This is a genomic window from Streptomyces sp. TLI_053 (assembly GCF_900105395.1).
Classification (GTDB): domain Bacteria; phylum Actinomycetota; class Actinomycetes; order Streptomycetales; family Streptomycetaceae; genus Kitasatospora.
Genome location: NZ_LT629775.1, coordinates 2863423 through 2886526, shown reverse-complemented (window position 1 = coordinate 2886526; position 23104 = coordinate 2863423). Strand labels below are relative to the sequence as shown.

Annotated in this window: 1 protein-coding gene (cut by a window edge); it reads left to right on the top strand. The window is 74.7% G+C overall.

From position 1 onward, the window contains the following. Positions 1–23104: the 3' portion of a non-ribosomal peptide synthase/polyketide synthase gene (locus BLU95_RS45060; RefSeq protein WP_093859905.1), read on the top strand. 3182 nt of this gene lie to the left of the window's left edge; 23104 of the gene's 26286 nt are visible here — the last part of the coding sequence; its start codon lies off the left edge, out of view; its stop codon occupies positions 23102–23104.

The following is a 23104-nucleotide window of genomic DNA, read 5'->3' as shown; positions in this document are numbered from 1 at the left end:
GGTCGGTGGTGTGGACGAGCTGACGCCGGAGCTGCTGCCGCTGGTCGACCTGACCGAGGCCGAGATCGCCCGCGTCGTGGCGGCCGTGCCGGGAGGTGCGGCGAACGTGGCGGACGTGTACCCGCTGGCGCCGTTGCAGGAGGGCATGTTCTTCCACCACCTGATGGCGGACCGCGAGGGCACCGACGTCTACGTCACGCCCACGCTGCTGGAGTTCGAGTCGCGCGAGCGTCTCGACGCCTTCCTCGACGCCCTGCGCTGGGTGGTCGGCCGCCACGACGTCTACCGGACCGCCATCGTCTGGGACGGACTGCGCGAGCCCGTCCAGGTCGTGCTCCGCGAGGTGGAACTGCCGGTTACCGAGGTCGAAGCGGACGCGTCCGGCGCGCCGGTGGGCGAGCAGTTGGAGGCCGTCGCCGGTTCCTGGATGGACCTCGACCGGGCACCGCTGATGAGCGCGCACATCGCCGCCGAGCCGGGGGCGGACCGCTGGCTGGCGCTGCTGCGCATCCACCACCTCGTCCAGGACCACACCGCCCTGGAGATCCTGCTCGACGAGATCCGGGCGTTCCTCTCCGGCCGCGCCGACGAGATGCCCGACCCGCTCCCGTTCCGCGAGTTCGTCGCCCAGGCCCGCCTCGGCGTGCCGCGCGAGGAGCACGAGCGCCACTTCGCCGAACTGCTCGGGGACATTGACGAGACCACCGCGCCGTACGGGATCCTCGACGTGCACGGCGACGGCACCCGGGTCGCCCAGGCCCACCTGCGGGTCGACGGGGACCTCGCGGACCGCGTCAAGGACGTGGCGCGGGCGAAGGGCGTCAGCCCGGCCACCCTCTTCCACCTCGCCTGGGCCCGGGTCCTCGGCATGCTGTCCGGCCGCGACGACGTGGTCTTCGGCACCGTCCTGTTCGGCCGGATGGACGCCGGCGCCGGTGCGGACCGGGTGCCCGGCCTGTTCATCAACACCCTGCCCGTGCGCGCCCGGCTGAACGGGCCGCTGGTCGGCGAGGCGCTGGAGTCGATGCGCGGACAGCTCGCCGCGCTGCTGGTGCACGAGCACGCCCCGCTCGCGCTGGCGCAGCAGGTCAGTGGACTTCCGGGCGGCAGCCCGCTGTTCACCTCGCTCTTCAACTACCGCTACAACCAGACGGTTCCGCGCGAGTCGGGCTCGGCGCTGAGCGGCATCCGGCTGCGCTCGGTGCGCGATGTGACCAACTACCCGCTGGTGGTGTCGGTCGACGTCGACGGCACCGGCTTCGCGACCACGGTGGACGCGGTCTCGCCCGCCGACCCGGCCCAGGTGGCCGGTCTGCTGCACACCTGCCTGGACGCGCTGGTCACCGCCCTCCGGGAGGACACCGGTGCCCGCCTGTCGGCCCTGGACCTCCTGGAGCCGGCCGAGCGCCACCGGGTGGTGCACGAGTGGAACGACACCGCTGCCGCGCTGCCCGAGCTGTCGCTGCCGGAGGTGTTCGCGGCGCAGGTGGCCCGTACGCCGGAGGCCGTGGCGCTGGTGGGTGGTGAACTGTCGCTTTCGTACCGTGAGTTGGACGGTCGGGTCGGCCTTTTGGCGTCGGTGCTGGTGGAGTGCGGTGTCGGTGTGGAGTCGCCGGTTGCCGTGGTGATGGAGCGTTCGGCGGAGCTGGTGGTCGTGCTGCTGGCGGTGCTGAGGGCCGGTGGGGCGTTCGTGCCGGTGGATGTGGCGTGGCCGTCGGCGCGGGTGGAGGCCGTGTTGGCGGACGCTGCTCCGGTGTGTGTGGTGACGACGCGGGACCGGGTGTCGGAGCTTCCGGCCGGTGTTCCGGTGGTGTTGGCGGATGCGGTGCCGGACGGTCATGGTGAGGTTCCGTCGGTCGTTGGGTTGTTGGACCGGGCGGCGTATGTGATGTACACGTCCGGTTCGACGGGTGTGCCGAAGGGTGTCGTGACGACGCAGCGGGATCTTGTCGCGCTGGCGTTGGACCGGTGCTGGGGTGCGTCGGCGGACATGCGGGTGCTGTTCCACGCGCCGCACGCCTTCGACGCTTCGTCCTACGAACTGTGGGTGCCGCTGCTGTCCGGCGGGACCGTCGTCGTGGCCGAGCCGGTCGCGCTGGACGCCGCCGCGCTGGCCGCCCTCGTCGCCCGCCACGGGCTGACGCACGTCCACGTGACGGCCGGTCTGCTGCATGCTCTCGCCGAGCAGGCCCCGGCGTGCTTCAACGGCCTCCGTGAGGTCCTGACCGGCGGTGATGTTGTTCCGGCGGCGTCCGTGCGTCGTCTGCTGGAGCACAACGAAGGCCTCGTCGTCCGGCACCTGTACGGGCCGACCGAGGTGACGTTGTGCGCGACCCAGCACGAGGTCCGCGACGGCGTCGGTGAGGTGCTGCCGATCGGCCGTCCGCTGGGCAACACCCGCGCCTACGTCCTGGACGACTCCCTCACCCCGGTCCCCGCTGGTGTGACCGGCGAGCTGTACGTCGCCGGTACCGGGTTGGCCCGCGGCTACGCAGGCCAACCCGCCCTCACGGCGGAACGTTTCATCGCCGACCCCTTCGGCTCCGGCGAGCGCCTGTACCGCACCGGCGACCGTGTCCGCTGGACCGCCGAGGGGCAGCTCGTCTTCGCCGGCCGCGCCGACGCCCAGCTGAAGATCCACGGCCTGCGCGCCGAGCCCGGCGAGATCGAGGCCGTCCTGCTCGCCCACCCCGGGGTCGCCCAGGCCGCCGTGCTGCTCCGCGAGGACACCCCGGACGACAGGCGTCTGGTCGCCTATGTCGTCCCCGCCGACGGCCTGGACCTGGACGCCGTCCGCGCCCACGCCGCCGGCCACCTGCCTGCCGCCGTGGTCCCGTCCGTGTTCGTGACGCTGGACGCGTTGCCGCTGACCGTCAACGGCAAGCTCGACCACGCCGCGCTGCCCGCCCCGGCGGACGGCGCGCCCGCCGACCGCCGTCCCGCCGGCGCGCGCGAGGAACTGCTCTGCGCCGAGTTCGCGAGCATCCTCGGTGTCGAGCAGGTCAAGCCGGACGACAACTACTTCCTGCTCGGCGGCCACTCGCTGCTGGCGACCCGCCTGGTGAGCCGGCTGCGGACCGTCCTCGGCGTGGAGATGCCGATCCGGGCGCTGTTCGAGCACCCGACCCCGGCCGCCCTGGCCGACTGGCTCGCCGAGGGCGAGGCCGAGGCCGAGCCGAGCCGCGCCGGTCTGGTCGCCCGGCCGCGCCCGGAGCGGGTGCCGCTCTCCTTCGCGCAGCAGCGCCTCTGGTTCCTCGGTCAGTTGGAGGGTCCGAGCGCCACCTACAACACGCCCATGGCCCTGCGCCTCTCGGGCGGGCTGGACCGGGACGCGCTGGGCGCCGCCCTGCGGGACGTGGTCGGCCGGCACGAGGTGCTGCGCACTGTCTTCCCGATGGCCGACGGCCGCCCGTTCCAGCGGGTGCTGTCCCTCGAGGAGTCCGGCTTCGCGCTGACGGTCGCCGAGGTGGCGCCGGAGCGGCTGGAGGCGGAGGTGGCCCGCGTGGCCGGCCACGCCTTCGACTTCGCCGTCGAGGTGCCGGTCCGGGCCTGGCTGTTCACCGAGGCGCCGCAGGAGAACGTCCTCGTCCTGGTCGTCCACCACATCGCCACCGACGGCTGGTCGACCGGCACCCTCGCCCGTGACGTCGCCCTGGCCTACACCGCCCGGACCAGGGGCGAGGCCCCGTCCTGGGCGCCGCTGTCCGTCCAGTACGCGGACTACGCGCTCTGGCAGCGCGAACTGCTGGGCGAGGAGAGCGACCCGGGCAGCGTGCTGTCCCGGCAACTCGCCTACTGGCGGCAGACCCTGGCCGGTGCGCCGGAGGAGCTGGAGCTGCCCGCCGACCGGCCGCGGCCGGCGGTCGCCGGCCATCGCGGCCACCTGGCGGAGTTCAACGTCCCGGCCGAGGTGCACGCGCGGCTGGTGGCGCTGGCGCAGAGCGAGGGCGTGACGCTGTTCATGGCCGTCCAGGCCGCCCTCGCCGTGCTGCTCTCCAAGCTCGGCGCGGGCACCGACGTCCCGATCGGCACCACCATCGCCGGGCGCACCGACCAGGCGCTGGACGAGCTGGTCGGCTTCTTCGTCAACACCCTGGTGATGCGTACCGACCTGTCCGGCGACCCGACCTTCGGCGAGCTGCTGGCCCGGGTGCGGGAGGCCGGCCTGGGCGCCTTCGCCCACCAGGACGTGCCGTTCGAGCGGCTGGTCGAGGAGCTGGCCCCCGCCCGTTCCACGGCGCGCCACCCGCTGTTCCAGGTGATGCTAGCCCTCCAGAACAACGCCACGGCCTCCTTCGAGCTGCCCGGTGTGCGGGTCGGCGGTGTGCACGCCGCCGGTACCGCGGCCAAGTTCGACCTGGACGTGGACGTCCGCGAGGTGCTGGACGCCGAGGGCCGTCCGGGCGGCCTGCGCGGCGCGGTGATCGCCTCGGCGGACCTGTTCGACCCGCGGTCGGCGGAGCGGATCTCGCGGCTGCTGACCACGGTGCTCACGGTGCTGGTCGAGGACACGGGCCGACGGCTGAGCACGGTGTCGCTGCTGGACGACGCCGAGCGGCGGACGGTGCTGACCGAGTGGAACGAGCCGCCGGTCGACGTCCCGGCCGCGACCATCCCCGAGCTGTTCGAGGCCCGGGCCGCCCGGACGCCGGACGCCGTCGCCCTCACCGGCGAGGGCGTGCGGCTGACGTACGCGGAACTCGACGCGCGGGCCGACCGCCTGGCGCGGCGCCTGGCCGGCGCGGGCGTGGGCCCCGAGTCGCTGGTCGGCGTGGCGATGGAGCGCTCCGTCGAGCTGGTGGTGGCCCTGCTGGCCGTGCTCAAGGCCGGCGGCGCCTACCTGCCGGTCGACCCGGACTACCCGGCCGAGCGGATCGCGTTCATCCTGGCGGATGCGGCCGCGTCCTGCGTGCTCACCACGACCGCCGGCGCCGCCGTGGTGCCGGACGGCGTGCCCGTCCTGCTGGTGGACGGCCCGCAGCAGGCCGAGGAGCCGGCCGAGTGCCCGGCCCCGGCGCTCACCCCGGACCACCCCGCCTACGTGATCTACACCTCGGGTTCCACCGGCCGCCCCAAGGGCGTCGTGGTGCCGCACCGCAACGTGGCGGCGCTGCTCGCCGCGACGGGGGAGCGGTTCGGCTTCGACGAGCGGGACGTCTGGACCTGGTTCCACTCCTTCGCGTTCGACTTCTCGGTCTGGGAGATCTGGGCCGCCCTGCTCACCGGTGGGCGGGTGGTGGTCGTCCCCTTCGCGGTGTCGCGCTCCCCGGAGGAGTTCCTGGAGCTGCTGGACCGCGAGCGGGTCACCGTCCTCAACCAGACCCCGTCGGCGTTCTACCAGCTGATGGCGGCCGAGGAGCGCCGGCCCGGGGCGGGCGCGGCGCTGCGGACCGTGGTGTTCGGCGGCGAGGCGCTCGACCCGGCCCGGCTGGCCGAGTGGTGGGCCCGTCGGCCGGAGGGCGGGCCGCGGCTGGTCAACATGTACGGGATCACCGAGACCACCGTGCACGTCACCTACCAGGCGCTGGACGCGGACGACTGCGCCGACGGCAGCGTGATCGGGCGCGGCGTCCCCGGCCTGCGGGTGTACGTCCTGGACGAGTGGCTGAACCCGGTGCCCGCCGGGGTGGCCGGTGAGATGTACGTGGCCGGCGAGCAGTTGGCGCGCGGCTACCTGGGCCGTCCGGGCCTGTCGGCGGAGCGCTTCGTCGCCAACCCGTTCGGGTCGGGCGGCGAGCGGGTGTACCGCACCGGTGACCGGGCGCGCTGGGACGCCCAGGGCCGGCTGGTCTTCGTGGGCCGCTCGGACGCGCAGGTGAAGATCCGTGGCTTCCGGGTGGAGCCGGGCGAGGTGGAGGCGGTCGTCGCCGGTCACCCGCAGGTGGCGCAGGCGGCCGTGGTGGTCCGTGAGGACACCCCGGGGGACAAGCGCCTGGTGGCGTACCTCGTCCCCGGCGACGGCCTGGACGTGGACGCGGTGCGCCCGTACGCGGCCGGGCACCTGCCGCAGCACATGGTGCCGTCGGCGTTCGTGGTGCTGGAGGCGCTGCCGCTGACGGTGAACGGCAAGCTGGACCGCAAGGCGCTGCCCGCGCCCAGCTACGAGGCGGGCGCGGGCCGGGCTCCGGCGGACGTGCGCGAGGAGCTGATCTGCCAGGCGTTCGCCGAGGTCCTCGGACTCGCGGCGGTCGGCGTGGACGACGACTTCTTCGCGCTCGGCGGCCACTCCCTGCTGGTGGTCTCCCTCGTGGAGTGGCTGCGCTCGCGCGGCGTCGGCGTCTCGGTGCGGGCGCTGTTCGCGACTCCGACCCCGGCGGGCCTGGCGGCCGTGGCGGGCCCGGCGGAGGTCGTGGTGCCGCCGAACGGCATCCCCGAGGGCGCGACCGCGCTGACCCCGGCGATGCTGCCGCTGGTCGACCTGACCGAGGAGGAGCTGGCCGCCGTCGTGGCGGCCGTTCCGGGCGGTGCGGCGAACATCGCGGACGTCTACCCGCTGGCCCCTCTCCAGGAGGGCCTGTTCTTCCACCACCTGATGGCCGGCCAGGACGCCGGTGACGCCTATGTGCTGCCGATGGTGCTCGGCTTCGACGACCGGGAGCGCCTGGACGCGTTCCTGGACGGGCTGCGCTGGGTGACGGGCCGGCACGACGTCTACCGCACGGCGATCCTCTGGGAGGGCCTGCGCGAGCCCGTCCAGGTGGTCGCCCGGCACGCCGAACTGCCGGTCACCGAGGTCGTGCTGGACCCGGCCGGCGCCGAGCCCGCCGAGCAGTTGCTGGCCGCCGCCGGCTCCCGGATCGCCCTGGACCGGGCGCCGCTGCTGAGCGTGCACACCGCGGCCGAGGCCGAGGGCGGGCGCTGGCTGGCCCTGGTGCGCATCCACCACCTGGTGCAGGACCACACGACACTGGAGGTGCTGCTCGGCGAACTGCGGGCGTACCTGGCGGGCCGGACGGCGGAGCTGCCGGCGCCGCTGCCGTTCCGCGAGTTCGTCGCGCAGGCCCGCCTCGGCGTGCCGCGCGAGGAGCACGAGCGCCACTTCGCCGAGCTGCTCGGCGACGTCGACGAGACCACCGCCCCGTACGGGCTGACGGATGTGCACGGCGACGGCGCGAACGGCGTCCAGGCGCACCTGGCGGTGGACGAGGAGCTGTCCGGCCGGGTGCGGGAGGCCGCGCGGTCGCTGGGCGTCAGCCCGGCCACCGTGTTCCACCTGGCCTGGGCCCGGGTCCTCGGCATGCTGTCCGGCCGTGACGACGTGGTCTTCGGCACCGTGCTGTTCGGCCGGATGAGCGCCGGCACCGGCGCCGACCGGGTGCCCGGCCTGTTCATCAACACCCTGCCGGTCCGTGTGCGGCTCGGCGACGGCACGGTGGCCGGGGCGCTGGAGTCGATGCGCGGACAGCTCGCCGAGCTGCTGGTGCACGAGCACGCCCCGCTCTCGCTCGCCCAGGCCGCCAGCGGCGTGCCGGGCGGCAGCCCGCTGTTCAGCTCGCTGTTCAACTTCCGGCACAACCAGGCCGCTCCCGCCTCAGGTGAGGGCATCCAGGGCATCCGGACGATGTTCTCCCGCGAGCACACCAACTACCCGCTGGACGTCGCCGTCGACGTCGACGGCCCCCGCTTCGTGATCTCCGTGGACGCGGTGGCGCCGGCCGACCCGGAGCGGGTCTGCCGGATGGTGCGGACCTGCCTGGAGGGCCTGGTCGAGGCCCTGGAGCTGGCCCCGCAGACCCCGATCGGCGCGGTCGGGGTGCTGGACGACGCCGAGCGAGCCCTGGTGGTGCGCGAAAGCGACGGCGCGGTCGTCCCCGAGCTCTCGGTGCCCGAGCAGTTCGCGGCCCAGGCGGCCCGGACGCCCGACGCGGTGGCGGTGGTGTGCGACGGGACCGAGCTCTCGTACGCGCAGCTGGACGCGTGGTCGGACCGCCTGGCGGGCCGGCTGCGCGAGGCCGGGGCCGGCGCCGAGTCGGTGGTGGCGCTCTGCCTGCCGCGCGGTGTGGAACTGGTCGCCGCCGTGCTGGGCGTCTGGAAGGCCGGCGCGGCCTACGTCCCGCTCGACGCCGAGTACCCGGTGGAGCGGTTGGGCTTCGTGCTGGCCGACAGCGGCGCCCGCGTGCTGCTGGGCCACCGCGATCTGGTGGCGGGCCTGAGCGCCGAGCGGGTGGTCCACCTGGACGACCCGGCGGTGGCGGCCGCGATCGAGGCCGCGCCGCGCGTGGCCCCGGCCCCGGTGCTGCCGGAGCAGCTGGCGTACGTCATCTACACCTCCGGTTCCACCGGCCGCCCCAAGGGCGTGGCCGGCACCCACGGCGCCCTCGCGGCCATGAACGCCGCGATCACCCCGGTGATGGCCGTCGGCCCGGACGTCCCGGTGCTCCAGTTCGCCTCGTTCAGCTTCGACGCCTCGGTGCTGGACCTCGCGGTCACCCTCACCTCCGGCGCCACCCTGGTGGTCGCCGCCCCCGAGGAGCGCACCGACGGCGAACTGCTGACGCGGCTGGTCCGGGACCGCGCGGTGACCGCCACCAGCGTGGTGCCCTCCCTGCTGGCGACGCTGGACCCGGCCGGCATGACCGGCGTCTCCACCGTGCTGGTGGGCGCTGAGCCGATCAGCGCCCGGCAGGTCGAGGAATGGGCTCCCAGCCGCCGACTGGTGAACACCTACGGTCCGACCGAGGCCACCGTCATGGTGACCACCGGCCTGATCGGGCCGGGCGGCCACGAGATCCCGATGGGCGCGCCCAACCCGGGCACCCGCGCGTTCGTCCTGGACGACGCGCTGCGCCCGGTCCCGGTGGGCGTGGCCGGCGAGCTGTACCTCGCGGGGGCGCAGCTGGCCCGCGGCTACCTGGGCCGTCCGGGCCTGTCGGCGGAGCGGTTCGTCGCCAACCCGCTCGGGTCGGCCGGTGAGCGGATGTACCGCACCGGCGACCGGGCCCGCTGGACCGCCGAGGGGCAGCTCGTCTTCGCCGGCCGGGCGGATGCGCAGGTGAAGATCCGTGGTTTCCGGGTGGAGCCGGGTGAGGTGGAGGCGGTCGTCGCCGGTCACCCGCAGGTGGCGCAGGCGGCCGTGGTGGTCCGTGAGGACACCCCGGGGGACAAGCGCCTGGTGGCGTACCTCGTCCCCGGCGACGGCCTGGAGGTGGACGCCCTGCGCGCCCACGTCTCCGAGCGCCTGCCCGCCTACATGGTCCCCTCCGCGTTCATGCTCCTGGAGGCCCTCCCGCTCACCGTCAACGGCAAGCTCGACCACAAGGCCCTGCCCGCGCCCAGCTACGAGGCCGGGGCGGGCCGGGGCTCGGCCACCGCCCAGGAGGAGCTGCTCTGCGGCGTCTTCGCCGATGTCCTCGGCCACCCGGCCGTCGGCATGGACGACAACTTCTTCCTGCTCGGCGGCCACTCCCTGCTGGCGACCCGCTTGGTGAGCCGGCTGCGGACCGTCCTCGGCGTGGAGATGCCGATCCGGGCGCTGTTCGAGAACCCGACCCCGGCCGGCCTGGCCGGCTGGCTCGCCGAGGCCGCGCCCGGGCGTACCGCCCTGACCCCGCGCCCCCGCCCCGAGCGGGTGCCGCTCTCCTTCGCCCAGCAGCGCCTCTGGTTCCTCGGCCGGCTGGAGGGGCCGAGCGCCACCTACAACATCCCGGTCGCCCTGCGGATCGAGGGCGGGCTGGACCGGGCGGCGCTGGACGCCGCCCTGCGGGACGTGGTCGGCCGGCACGAGGTGCTGCGCACCGTCTACCCGGCGGCCGACGGCCGTCCGTACCAGCGGGTGCTGCCCCTGGAGGAGTCCGGCTTCGAGCTGACCGTCGCCGAGGTGGTGGCGGAGGACCTGGCGGCGGAGGTGGCCCGCGCGGCCGGCCACGCCTTCGACTTCGCCGTCGAGGCGCCGGCCCGGGCCTGGCTGTTCGCGGTCTCGCCGCAGGAGCACGTCCTGGTCCTGGTGGTGCACCACATCGCCACCGACGGCTGGTCGATGGGCCCGCTCGCCCGCGACCTGACCACCGCCTACACCGCCCGGCAGAGCGGCCGGGCCCCGCGGTGGGAGCCGCTGCCCGTCCAGTACGCGGACTACGCGCTCTGGCAGCGCGAACTGCTCGGCTCCGAGGACGACCCGGAGAGCCTGATCGCGCGCCAGGCCGGCCACTGGCGCCGGGCCCTCGCCGGAGCACCGGAGGAACTGGTGCTCCCCGCCGACCACGCACGGCCGGCCGTCGCCTCGCACCGCGGCCACGTCGTGCCGCTGGAGATCCCGGCGGACCTGCACCGCGAGCTCCAGGAGATGGCCCGCCGGCGCGGACTGACGCTGTTCATGACCGTTCAGGCCGCCCTCGCCGTCCTGCTCTCCAGGCTCGGCGCGGGCACCGACATCCCGATCGGCACCACCATCGCCGGGCGCACCGACCAGGCCGTGGAGGACCTCGTCGGGTTCTTCGTCAACACCCTGGTGATGCGCACCGACCTGTCCGGCGACCCGACCCTGGCCGAGGTCCTGGACCGGGTCCGCCGCAGCGTCCTGGAGGCCTACGCCCACCAGGACGTGCCGTTCGAGCGGCTGGTCGAGGAGCTGTCCCCGGCCCGCTCGCTGGCCCGGCACCCGCTGTTCCAGGTCATGCTGACGGTGCACAACACCGCCCCGGCGGGCGACACCCGGCCGCTCGGACTGCCCGGGCTGCGCACCGCCCCGCTGGCCGCCGGCGGTACGGCCGCGAAGTTCGACCTCGACGTGAGCCTCGGCGAGACCTTCGACGGCCACGGCGCCCCGGCCGGGCTGCTGGGCTCGATCGTCGCCGCCTCGGACCTCTTCGACCCGGCTACCACCCGGCGGATCGCGGACGCCCTGATGCGGGTGCTGCGCGCCGTCGTCACCGAGCAGTCCCTGCCGGTCGGGCGGGTGGACGTGATGGGCGCCGAGGAGCGCCGGCTGCTCCTGGAGGAGTGGAACGACACCGCCGCCGCCCCCGGACCGCTGCTGCCCGCCCTGATCGAGGCCCGGGCCGCGCTGACGCCCGACGCCGTGGCGGTGCTGGGCGCCGGGACGGAACTGTCGTACGCCGAGCTGAACGCCCGGGCCAACCGCCTGGCGCGCCTGCTGACGGCCCGCGGCGCCGGCCCGGAGTCGCTGGTCGCGGTCTGCCTCGACCGCTCCACCGAGCTCCCGGTCGCCCTGCTGGCCGTCCTCAAGACCGGCGCTGCCTACCTGCCGCTCGACCCGGGCTACCCGGCCGAGCGCATCGGCTACATGCTGGACGACGCCCGCCCCGCCCTGGTGCTGACCGCCGCCCCGGTGCTGGCCCGGACGGCCGGTCTGCCGGCCGGGGGCCCGGCCGTCCTGGTGCTGGACGACGCCGGCACCGCCGCCGAACTCGCGGCGGCCGACGGCGCCGACCTGGCCGACGCCGAGCGCCACGGCCCGCTGCTGCCCGCGCACCCCGCCTACGTCATCTACACCTCCGGCTCCACCGGCCGCCCCAAGGGCGTCGTGGTGCCGCACGGCGGCGTGGCGAACTTCCTGGCCGCGATGGACCGCAGGACCGGGTTCGGTCCCGCGGACCGCCTGCTCGCGGTCACCACCGTGGCCTTCGACATCCACGTCCTGGAGCTGTACCTCCCGCTGGTCGCCGGCGCCTCCGTGGTGATCGCCGGGGACGCTGTGACCCGTGACCCGGGCGCGGTGGCCGAGCTGGTCACGCGCCACGGCGTGACGGCCGTGCAGGCCACCCCGGCGCTGTGGCAGGGGCTGCTGCGCGAGCACGCCGACGCCGTCCGCGGCCTGCGCATGCTGGTCGGCGGCGAGGCGCTCCCCGCGGTGCTCGCCGCCCGGATGACGGCGGCCGGCGCCTCGGTGACCAACCTCTACGGGCCGACCGAGGCGACCGTCTGGACCGCCGTGGCCGACCTGGACCGCGAGCGCACCGGCCCGGTGCCGATCGGCCGCCCGCTGGACAACACCGGGGCATTCGTCCTGGACGAGGGGCTGCGCCCGGTGCCGCTCGGCGTCGCCGGCGAGCTGTACCTGGCCGGCGCCCAGCTGGCCCGCGGCTACCAGGGCCGCCCGGACCTCACCGCGGAGCGCTTCGTCGCCGACCCCTTCGGGCACGGCGAGCGCCTGTACCGCACCGGCGACGTGGTGCGCCGGCGGGCCGACGGCGACCTGGAGTTCCTCGGCCGCGCCGACGACCAGGTGAAGCTGCGCGGCTTCCGGATCGAGCTCGGCGAGATCGAGGCCGTCCTGGCCGCCCGCGCCGAGGTCGCCCAGGCGGCCGCGGTGGTCCGCGAGGACGTGCCCGGGGACAAGCGCCTGGTGGCCTACCTGGTTCCCGGCGGGGACCTGGACGCCGACGCGGTGCGCGCCGCCGCCGCGCAGCGGCTGCCCGCCTACATGGTGCCCTCGGCCTTCGTCGTCCTGGAGGCCCTGCCGCTGACCGCCAACGGCAAGCTGGACCGCAAGGCGCTGCCCGCGCCCAGCTACGAGGCGGGCGGTGGCCGGGCTCCGGCGGACGCCCGTGAGGAGCTGATCTGCCAGGCCTTCGCCGAGGTCCTCGGCCTGCCGCTGGTCGGCGTGGAGGACGACTTCTTCGCCCTCGGCGGCCACTCCCTGCTGGCAGTCGCGCTGGTCGACCGGCTGCGCGAGTACGGCGTGTCGGTGTCCGTGCGGGCGCTGTTCACCACGGCCACCCCGGCCGGCCTGGCCGCCGCCGCGGGAACGGGGCCCGTCGCGGTCCCGGCCAACGCGATCCCCGCCGGGGGCGCGAGCGAACTGACCCCGGCGATGCTGCCGCTGGTCGACCTGACGGAGGACGAGCTGGCCGCCGTCGTGGCCGCCGTCCCCGGCGGTGCGGCGAACATCGCGGACGTCTACCCGCTGGCGCCGTTGCAGGAGGGCCTGTTCTTCCACCACCTGATGGCGGACCGGGAGGGCGGCGACGCCTATGTGCTGCCGAACCTCCTCGGGTTCGACGACCGGGCACGACTCGACGGGTTCCTCGACGCGCTGCGCTGGGCGGTGGCCCGGCACGACGTCTACCGGACCGCGATCGTGGGGGACGGTCTGCGCGAGCCCGTGCAGGTCGTCCTGCGAACAGCCGAACTGCCGGTCGCCGAGGTCGTATTGGACCCGGCCGGCCCGTCGGCGGGCGAGCAGTTGGAGGCCGCCGCCGGCGCCTGGCTGCCGCTGGACCGGGCGCCGCTGCTGAGCGTCCACATCGCGGCCGAGCCCGGCGGCGACCGCTGGTCCGCCCTGCTGCGGATCCACCACCTGGTCCAGGACCACACCGCCCTGGAGGTGCTGCTCGACGAGCTGCGGGCGTTCCTGTCCGGGCGCGCCGACGAGCTGCCCGAGCCGCTGCCGTTCCGCGAGTTCGTCGCCCAGGCCCGCCTCGGCGTCTCCCGTGAGGAGCACGAGCGCCACTTCGCCGCCCTGCTCGCCGGCGTCGAGGAGACCACCGCGCCGTACGGCCTGCTCGACGTCCACGGCGACGGCGCGAGGGTCGAGCAGGCACGGCTCTGGGCGGACGACGCGCTGGCCGCGCGGCTGCGCGAGGTGGCGCGGACGCTGGGCGTCAGCCCGGCCACCGTCTTCCACCTGGCGTGGGCGAGGGTGCTCGGAGCCGTCTCCGGCCGCCAGGACGTGGTGTTCGGCACCGTGCTGCTCGGCCGGATGAGCGCCGGCAGCGGCGCGGGCCGGGTGATGGGCCCGTTCCTCAACACCCTGCCGGTCCGGGTGGACCTCGCCGGGCAGGCGGTCGGCGAGGCCGTCGACGGCCTGCGCCGGCAGCTCGCCGAGCTGCTGGCGCACGAGCACGCCCCGCTCGCGCTCGCCCAGCAGGCCGCCGGGCTGCCGGGCGGCACCCCGCTGTTCACCTCGATCCTCAACTACCGGCACAGCGGCCCCGCCGGCCCGCGCACCGAGGACGCACCCGCCGAGGACGCGTTCGGCGGCATCCGCCGCGTGATGTCCCGCGAGCGGACCAACTACCCGGTGACGGTGTCCGTCGACGACTTCGGCGACCGCTTCCTGATCACCGCCGACGTCTCGGCGCCGGCCGACCCCGGCCGGCTCGGCGACCTGCTGCACACCGCCGTGGAAGGCCTGGTCACCGCCCTGGAGCGGAACCCCGGCAGCCGGCTCACCGCGGTGGACGTGCTCACCCCGGCCGAACGCCGGGCCCTGCTGACGGACCGCAACCGGACCGGTCGCGGCCTCGCGCCGGCCACCCTGCCGGACCTGTTCGCCGCCCAGGCGATCCGCACCCCGGGCGCGCCCGCGCTGGCCGGCGCCGGCACCACACTCGGCTACGCCGAACTGGACGCCCGGGCCAACCGGCTGGCCCGGCTGCTCATCGGCCGGGGCGTCGGCCCGGAGTCGGTGGTCGCGGTGCTGATGGACCGCTCCCCGGAGCTGGTCGTCGCCCTGCTGGCCGTCACCAAGGCCGGCGGCGCCTACCTGCCGCTGGACCCGGCCCACCCCGCCGAACGGCTCGCCCTGATGCTCGACGACGCCCGGCCGGTCCACCTGCTGACCTCGGCCGCGCACACCGCCGCCGTCCCCGGGGCGGCGGGCCTGCCGGTCACCGTGCTGGACGCGCCCGGCACCGCCGCCGAACTGGCCGGCCACGACGGGCGGCCCGTCACCGACGCCGAGCGCACCGCCCGGCTGAGCCCGGCCCATCCGGCGTACGTCGTCTACACCTCCGGCTCGACCGGGCGCCCGAAGGGCACCGTGGTCCCGCACCGGGCCGTCGACCGCCTGGTCCGCGAGGCCGGCTTCCTCGACCTCGGCACCGAGGACGTGGTCGCCCAGCTCGCCTCCGTCTCCTTCGACGCGGCGACCCTGGAGATCTGGGGGGCCCTGCTGAACGGCGCCACCCTGGCCGTCGCCCCGGCCGGCCCGCTGCCGGTCGCCGAGCTGAGCCGCTTCCTCACCGGGCACCGGGTCACCGTGCTCTGGCTGACCGCCGGCCTCTTCCACGAGGTCGTGGACACCGACCTCGACGCGCTCGCGGGCCTGCGGGTGCTGCTCGCCGGCGGCGACGTGCTCTCCCCGGCGCACTGCCGGGCCGTCCTGGAGCGGCTGCCCTCGGTCCGCCTGCTCAACGGGTACGGACCCACCGAGAACACCACCTTCACCACCGTGCACGCCGTCACGGCCGCCGACCTGGCGGACGGTGGCAGCGTGCCGATCGGCGCCCCGATCGCGGACACCCGGGTGTACGTCCTCGACGACGCGCTCGCCCCGGTGCCCGTCGGCGCCGTCGGCGAGCTGTACGTGGCGGGCGTGGGTCTGGCGCGCGGGTATGCCGGGCGTGCCGTCCTGACGGCGGAGCGTTTTGTTGCGGATCCGTTCGGTTCGGGGGAGCGTCTGTACCGCACGGGTGACCGTGTCCGTTGGACCGCCGAGGGGCGGCTCGTTTTCGCGGGGCGTGCGGATGCGCAGGTGAAGATCCGGGGTTTCCGGGTGGAGCCGGGTGAGGTGGAGGCGGTCGTCGCCGGTCACCCGCGGGTCGCGCAGGCGGCCGTGGTGGTCCGTGAGGACAGCCCGGGGGACAAGCGCCTGGTCGCCTATGTCGTCCCCGGCGACGGCCTGGACCTGGACGCCCTGCGCGCCCATGTCTCCGAGCGCCTGCCCGCGTACATGGTCCCCTCCGCGTTCGTGCTGCTGGAGGTGCTGCCGCTGACCGTCAACGGCAAGCTCGACCGGCGCGCGCTGCCGGCGCCGGAGTACGTCTCCGGCGTGGGCCGCGCCCCGGCCGGCGTGCGTGAGGAGCTGATCTGCCAGGCGTTCGCGGAGGTGCTGGGCCTGCCGCTGGTCGGCGTGGACGACGACTTCTTCGCGCTCGGCGGTCACTCGCTGCTGGCCACGCGCCTGGTGAGCCGGGTGCGGTCGGTGCTCGGGGCGGAGCTGTCCATCCGGGCACTGTTCGACGCCCCGACCCCGGCCGGGGTCGCCGCCCATCTGCTGAAGGCCGACCGGGGCCGGGCCGGCCTCGTCGCCCGGCCGCGCCCGGAGCGGGTGCCGCTCTCCTTCGCGCAGCAGCGCCTCTGGTTCCTCGGTCAGTTGGAGGGGCCGAGCGCCTCGTACAACATCCCGGTGGCGCTGCGCCTCTCGGGCGGGCTGGACCGGGAGGCGTTGGACGCGGCGCTGCGGGACGTGGTCGGCCGGCACGAGGTGCTGCGCACTGTCTTCCCGATGGCCGACGGCCGCCCGTTCCAGCGGGTGCTGTCCCTCGAGGAGTCCGGCTTCGCGCTGACGGTCGCCGAGGTGGCGCCGGAGCGGCTGGAGGCGGAGGTGGCCCGCGCGGCAGGTCACGCCTTCGACCTCGCCGTCGAAGCCCCCATCCGGGCCGAGCTGTTCGCAGTGTCGGCGCAGGAGCACGTGCTGGTCCTGGTGGTGCACCACATCGCCACCGACGGCTGGTCGATGGGCCCGCTGGCTCGGGATCTGTCCCTCGCCTATGCGGCCCGGCTGGCCGGCCGGGCGCCGGAGTGGACCGCGCTGCCCGTGCAGTACGCGGACTACGCGCTCTGGCAGCGGGAGCTGCTGGGCTCGGAGGAGGACAGCGAGAGTTTGATCGCGCGCCAGGTGGAGTACTGGCGGGCGAGCCTGGAGGGGGCGCCGGAGGAGCTGGCGCTGCCGCTCGACCACGCGCGTCCGGCGGTCGCCTCGCACCGCGGCCACGTCGTCCCGGTGGAGATCCCGGCGGACCTCCACCGGGGCCTCCAGGAGACCGCCCGGCAGCGTGGGCTGACGCTGTTCATGACCGTCCAGACCGCGCTCGCCGTCCTGCTCTCCAAGCTGGGCGCGGGTACCGACATCCCGGTCGGCACGGCGGTTGCCGGTCGCACGGACCAGGCGTTGGACGAGCTGGTCGGCTTCTTCGTGAACACGCTGGTGCTGCGTACCGACCTGTCCGGGAACCCGACGCTGGCCGACCTGCTCGGCCGCGTCCGGGAGACCAGCCTGGAGGCCTTCGCCCACCAGGACGTCCCGTTCGACCGGCTGGTGGAGGAGCTCTCTCCGTCCCGCTCGCTGGCCCGGCACCCGCTGTTCCAGGTCATGCTCACCGTGCAGAACACCGCCTCGGCCGCCGACGTGCCGACCGGAGGCATGCCCGGGCTGCACGCCGCCCCGCTGGCGGCGGGCGGCATGGCGGCCAAGTTCGACCTCGACGTGACGCTCGGCGAGACCTTCGACGGCCAGGGCGCCCCGGCCGGCCTCAGCGGCTCGCTGACCGTGGCGGCGGATCTCTTCGACCGGGCGACGGCCGAGCGGTTCGTGGAGCGTCTGGTACTGGTCATGCGGTCGATCACCGAGACCCCCGACACCCGCCTGTCGGCCCTGGACCTCCTGGAGCCGGCCGAGCGCCACCGGGTGGTGGGCGAGTGGAATGCCACGGCCGCTGTGCTGCCGGAGTTGTCGGTGTCGGAGGTGTTCGCGGCGCAGGTGGCCCGCACGCCGGAGGCCGTGGCGCTGGTGGGTGGTGAACTGTCGCTTTCGTACCGTGAGTTGGACGGGCGGGTCGGCCGTTTGGCGTCGGTGTTGGTGGAGTGCGGTGTCGGTGTGGAGTCGCCGGTTGCCGTGGTGATGGAGCGTTCGGCGGAGTTGGTGGTTGTGCTGCTGGCGGTGCTGAGGGCCGGTGGGGCGTTCGTGCCGGTGGATGTGGCGTGGCCGTCGGCGCGGGTCGAGGCTGTGCTCGCGGATGCCCGACCGGTGTGTGTGGTGACGACGCGGGACCGGGTGTCGGAGCTTCCGGCCGGTGTTCCGGTGGTGCTCGCGGACGCGGTGCCGGACGGTGCGGTCAAGTCCGTTGTGCCGCTTGCCGGTTCGATCGACCGGGCGGCGTATGTGATGTATACGTCCGGTTCGACGGGTGTGCCGAAGGGTGTCGTGACGACGCAGCGGGATCTTGTCGCGCTGGCGTTGGACCGGTGCTGGGGTGCGTCGGCGGACATGCGGGTGCTGTTCCACGCGCCGCACGCCTTCGACGCTTCGTCCTACGAACTGTGGGTGCCGTTGCTGTCCGGTGGGACGGTCGTGGTGGCCGAGCCGGTCGCGCTGGACGCCGCCGCGCTGGCCGCCCTCGTGGCCCGCCGGGGGCTGACGCACGTGCATGTGACGGCGGGTCTGCTGCGGGTGCTGGCGGACCAGGATCCGGGGTGTTTCAAGGGTGTCCGTGAGGTCCTGACCGGTGGTGATGTCGTTCCGGCGGCGTCCGTGCGGCGCCTGCTGGAGCACAATTCGGGTCTTGTCGTCCGGCACCTGTACGGGCCGACCGAGGTGACGTTGTGCGCCACCCAGCACGAGGTCCGCGACGGCGTCGGCGACGTACTGCCGATCGGCCGTCCGCTGGACAACACCCGTACTTACGTGCTGGACGACGCGCTCGTTCCGGTTCCGGTCGGGGTGACGGGGGAGCTGTACGTGGCGGGCGTGGGTCTGGCGCGCGGGTATGCCCACCAGTCGGTTCTGACGGCGGAGCGTTTTGTTGCGGATCCGTTCGGTTCGGGGGAGCGTCTGTACCGCACGGGTGACCGTGTCCGCTGGACCGCCGAGGGGCGGCTCGTTTTCGCGGGGCGTGCGGATGCGCAGGTGAAGATCCGTGGCTTCCGGGTGGAGCCGGGTGAGGTGGAGGCGGTCGTCGCCGGTCACCCGCGGGTCGCCCAGGCGGCCGTGGTGGTCCGTGAGGACAGCCCGGGGGACAAGCGCCTGGTCGCCTATGTCGTCCCCGCCGAAGGCCTGGACCTGGACGCCCTGCGCGCCCACGTCTCCGAGCGCCTGCCCGCCTACATGGTCCCCTCCGCGTTCGTGCTGCTGGAGACGCTGCCGCTGACCGTCAACGGCAAACTGGACCGCAAGGCCCTGCCCGCGCCCAGCTACGAGGCGGGCGCCGGCCGGGCTCCGGCGGACGTGCGTGAGGAGCTGATTTGCCAGGCGTTCGCGGAGGTGCTGGGCCTGCCGCTGGTCGGCGTGGACGACGACTTCTTCGCCCTGGGCGGCCACTCCCTGCTCGCCGTCTCCCTGGTCGAGCGCCTGCGCTCGCGCAACGTCGGTGTCTCGGTGCGGGCGCTGTTCGCCACCCCGACCCCCGCCGGCCTGGCGGCGGTCGCGGGACCGGCGCAGGTCGTCGTGCCCCCGAACGCCATCCCGGCGGGCGCCACCGCGCTGACCCCGGCGATGCTGCCGCTGGTCGACCTGACCGACGCCGAACTCGCCACCGTCGTCGCCGCCGTCCCGGGCGGCGCGGCGAACATCGCGGACGTCTACCCGCTCGCCCCCCTCCAGGAAGGCCTGTTCTTCCACCACCTGATGGCCGACCGGGACGGCGGCGACTTCTACGTGCTGCCGACCGTCCTGGACTTCGACGACCGGGAGCGGCTGGACGAGTTCCTGGACGCGCTGCGCTGGGTGGTCGCCCGGCACGACGTCTACCGCACGGCGATCCTCTGGGAGGGCCTGCGCGAGCCCGTGCAGGTCGTCCTCCGTGAGGCTGAACTGCCGATCACCGAGGTCGAGCTGGACGGACCGGAGGGCCACCTCCCGGACCAGCTGATGGCCGCGGCCGGCGGCTGGCTGGAGCTGGACCGGGCGCCGCTGATGACGGCCCATGTCGCGGCGGAGCCGGGCACGGACCGGTGGCTGGCGCTGCTGCGCATCCACCACCTCGTCCAGGACCACACCGCTCTGGAGATCCTGCTCGACGAGCTGCGGGCGTTCCTCTCCGGGCGCGCCGACGAGCTGCCCGAGCCGCTGCCGTTCCGCGAGTTCGTCGCCCAGGCCCGCCTCGGCGTGCCGCGCGAGGAGCACGAGCGCCACTTCGCCGAACTGCTCGGCGACGTCGACGAGACCACCGCCCCGTACGGGCTGATGGACGTGCACGGCGACGGCACGGCGGGGGCGCGGGCGCACCTGCCAGTGGACGACGCGCTCTCGGCGCGGGTCACGGAGGCGGCGCGAGCCCAGGGGGTCAGCCCCGCCACGCTGTTCCACCTGGTGTGGGCGCGGGTACTGGGGGCGCTGTCCGGCCGGGACGACGTGGTCTTCGGCACCATCCTGTTCGGCCGGATGAACGCCGGTACGGGCGCCGACCGGGTCCTCGGCCCGTTCATCAACACGCTGCCGGTCCGGGTCCGCCTGGACGACGGCACCGTGGCCGGGGCGCTGTCCGGGCTGCGCGAGCAGCTGGCCGACCTGATGGTGCACGAGCACGCGCCGCTCACCCTGGCCCAGGCGGTCAGCGGGGTGCCCGGCGGCAGCCCGCTGTTCACCTCGCTCTTCAACTACCGGCACAACCAGGCGGCCCCCGCCCCGTCCCCGTCCCCGTCCTCCGAGGACGGCCCGGCGGCACCTGCGGCGGCCATGACGGGGGTCAGGACGGTCTTCCGCAGCGAGCACACCAACTTCCCGCTGGACATCGCCATCGACTCCGACGGCGCGCGGTTCGGGATCTCGGTGGACGCGGTGGCGCCGGCCGATCCGGAGCGGGTCTGCCGGATGGTGCGGGCCTGCCTGGAGGGGCTGGTCGAGGCGTTGGAGCTGGCCCCGCAGACCCCGCTGGGCGCGGTCGGGGTGCTGGACGCGGCCGAGCGCGCCCTGGTGGTGCGCGAGAGCGCCGACGCCGTGGTGCCGGAGCTGTCGGTGCCCGAGCTGTTCGCGGCCCAGGCGGCCCGGACGCCCGACGCGCCCGCGGTGGTCTGCGACGGGACCGAGCTGTCGTACGCGCAGCTGGACGCGTGGTCGGACCGCCTGGCCGGCTGGTTGAGGGAAGGCGGCGTCGGCCCGGAGTCGGTCGTCGGGCTCTGCCTGCCGCGCGGCGTGGAGATGGTCGCCGCCGTGCTGGGCGTCTGGAAGGCCGGCGCCGGCTACGTCCCGCTCGACCCGGAGTACCCGGTGGAGCGGCTGGAGTTCGTGCTGGCCGACAGCGGGGCGCGCCTGGTGCTGGGCCACCGCGAGCTGCTGGCCGGTCTGAGCGCCGAGCGGGTGGTCCACCTGGACGACCCGACGGTGGTGGCCGCGATCGAGGCGGCGCCGCGCGTGGCCCCGGCGCCGGTGCTGCCGGGACAGCTGGCCTACGTCATCTACACCTCGGGCTCCACCGGCCGCCCCAAGGGCGTCGCCCTCACCCACGACGGCCTGACCGGCCTGATCGCGGCGATGACCCCGGTGGCGGCCACCGGCCCCGGCCAACGGGTGATGCAGTTCACCGCGTTCAGCTTCGATGCCTCGGTGCTCGACATGGCGGTGACGCTGACCTCGGGCGCCGCCCTGGTGGTGGCCACCGCGGAGCAGCGCACCGACCCCGCCCGACTGATGCGGATGATGCGCGAGCAGGAGGTGACCACGACCATCGTCGTCCCGACGCTGCTGTCCGCACTGGATCCGGCGGAGCTGACCGGGCTGTCCAACCTGCTGGTCGGTGCCGAGCCGATCAGCGCCCGGCAGGTCGAGGACTGGGCGCCGGGCCGCCGACTGGTGAACACCTACGGTCCGACCGAGGCCACCGTCATGGTGACCACCGGCCCGATCGGTCCCGACGGCGAGGACATCCCGATGGGCGCGCCCAACCCGGGCACCCGCGCGTTCGTCCTGGACGACGCGCTGCGCCCGGTCCCGGTGGGCGTGGCCGGCGAGCTGTACCTCGCGGGGGCGCAGCTGGCCCGCGGCTACGTGGGCCGGGCGGACCTGACAGCGGAGCGCTTCGTCGCCGACCCGTTCGGCTCCGGCGGGCGGATGTACCGTACCGGCGACCGGGCCCGCTGGACCGCCGACGGGCAGCTCGTCTTCGCCGGCCGGGCGGACGCGCAGGTGAAGATCCGTGGCTTCCGGGTGGAGCCGGGCGAGGTTGAGGCGGTCGTCGCCGGTCACCCGCGGGTGGCCCAGGCGGCCGTGGTGGTCCGTGAGGACACCCCGGGGGACAAGCGCCTGGTCGCCTACCTGGTCCCCGGTGAAGGCGGCCCGACCGTTGCCGAGGTCCGCGCCCACGCAGCCGAGCGGCTCCCGGCGTACATGGTCCCGTCCGCGTTCGTGCTGCTGGACGTGCTGCCGCTGACCGTCAACGGCAAGCTCGACCGGCGGGCGCTGCCGGTGCCGGAGTACGCCACCGGCACGGACCGCGCGGCCCGTGGGTCGGTGGGCGTGCTGGAGGAGCTGATGTGCGAGGCCTTCGCCGAGGTGCTGGGCCTGGCCACGGTCGGTGTGCACGACGACTTCTTCGCCCTGGGCGGCCACTCGCTGCTGGTGGTCGCGCTGGTGGAGAAGTTGCGCTCGCGCGGCGTCTCGGTCGCGGTCCGGGACGTGATGGGCAGCCCGACGGTGTCCGGACTGATGAACACCCTCAGCCTGTCGTCGGTCCAGGACTCGCTGGGTACGCTGTTCCCGATCCGGACCGGCGGTGAGCGTCCGCCGATCTTCTGCGTGCACCCCGGCGGCGGCCTGAGCTGGTGCTATCTGCCGCTGGCCCGGTACCTGCCCGAGGAGTACCCGCTGTACGGCCTCCAGGCCCGCGGCCTGGACGGGGTGACGCCGCTGGCGTCCTCGGTCCGGGAGATGGCGGCGGACTACATCGCGCAGATGCGCGCGGTGCAGCCCACCGGCCCGTACCACCTGCTGGGCTTCTCCTTCGGGGGCGTGCCGGCGCACGAGATCGCCGTCCAGCTCCAGGAGGAGGGCGAGGAGGTGGGGTCGCTGATCCTGCTGGACGCCTACCCGCCGGAGCCGGGCCCCGAGGAGGAGCTCGACGAGGCGGAGGCCGAGGCGGCGGCGCAGGCCGGGCCGGGACTCTGGGCGGAGATCATCAAGGCCGAGTTCGGGCACGTGCTCAGCGGGTTCTCGGACGAGGAGATCGCGATCCTCACCAGGCTGTTCCAGAACAACCTGGACATCCGGGACGAGCACGCGCTCGGCCGGTTCGAGGGTGACGCGCTGCTGGTCGTCGCGACCGAGGGCAAGCCCGAGGGCGTCTCCAACTCCGCGCGCTGGGAGAGCTACGTGTCCGGGGAGGTCGCCGAGGCACCCGTCCCGTCCGCGCACTCCGCGCTGGTCGCACCGGACACCCTGCGCCTGGTCGCGGAGGCCGTGGTGGCCTGGCTGAACGCCCGGGGCCACTGA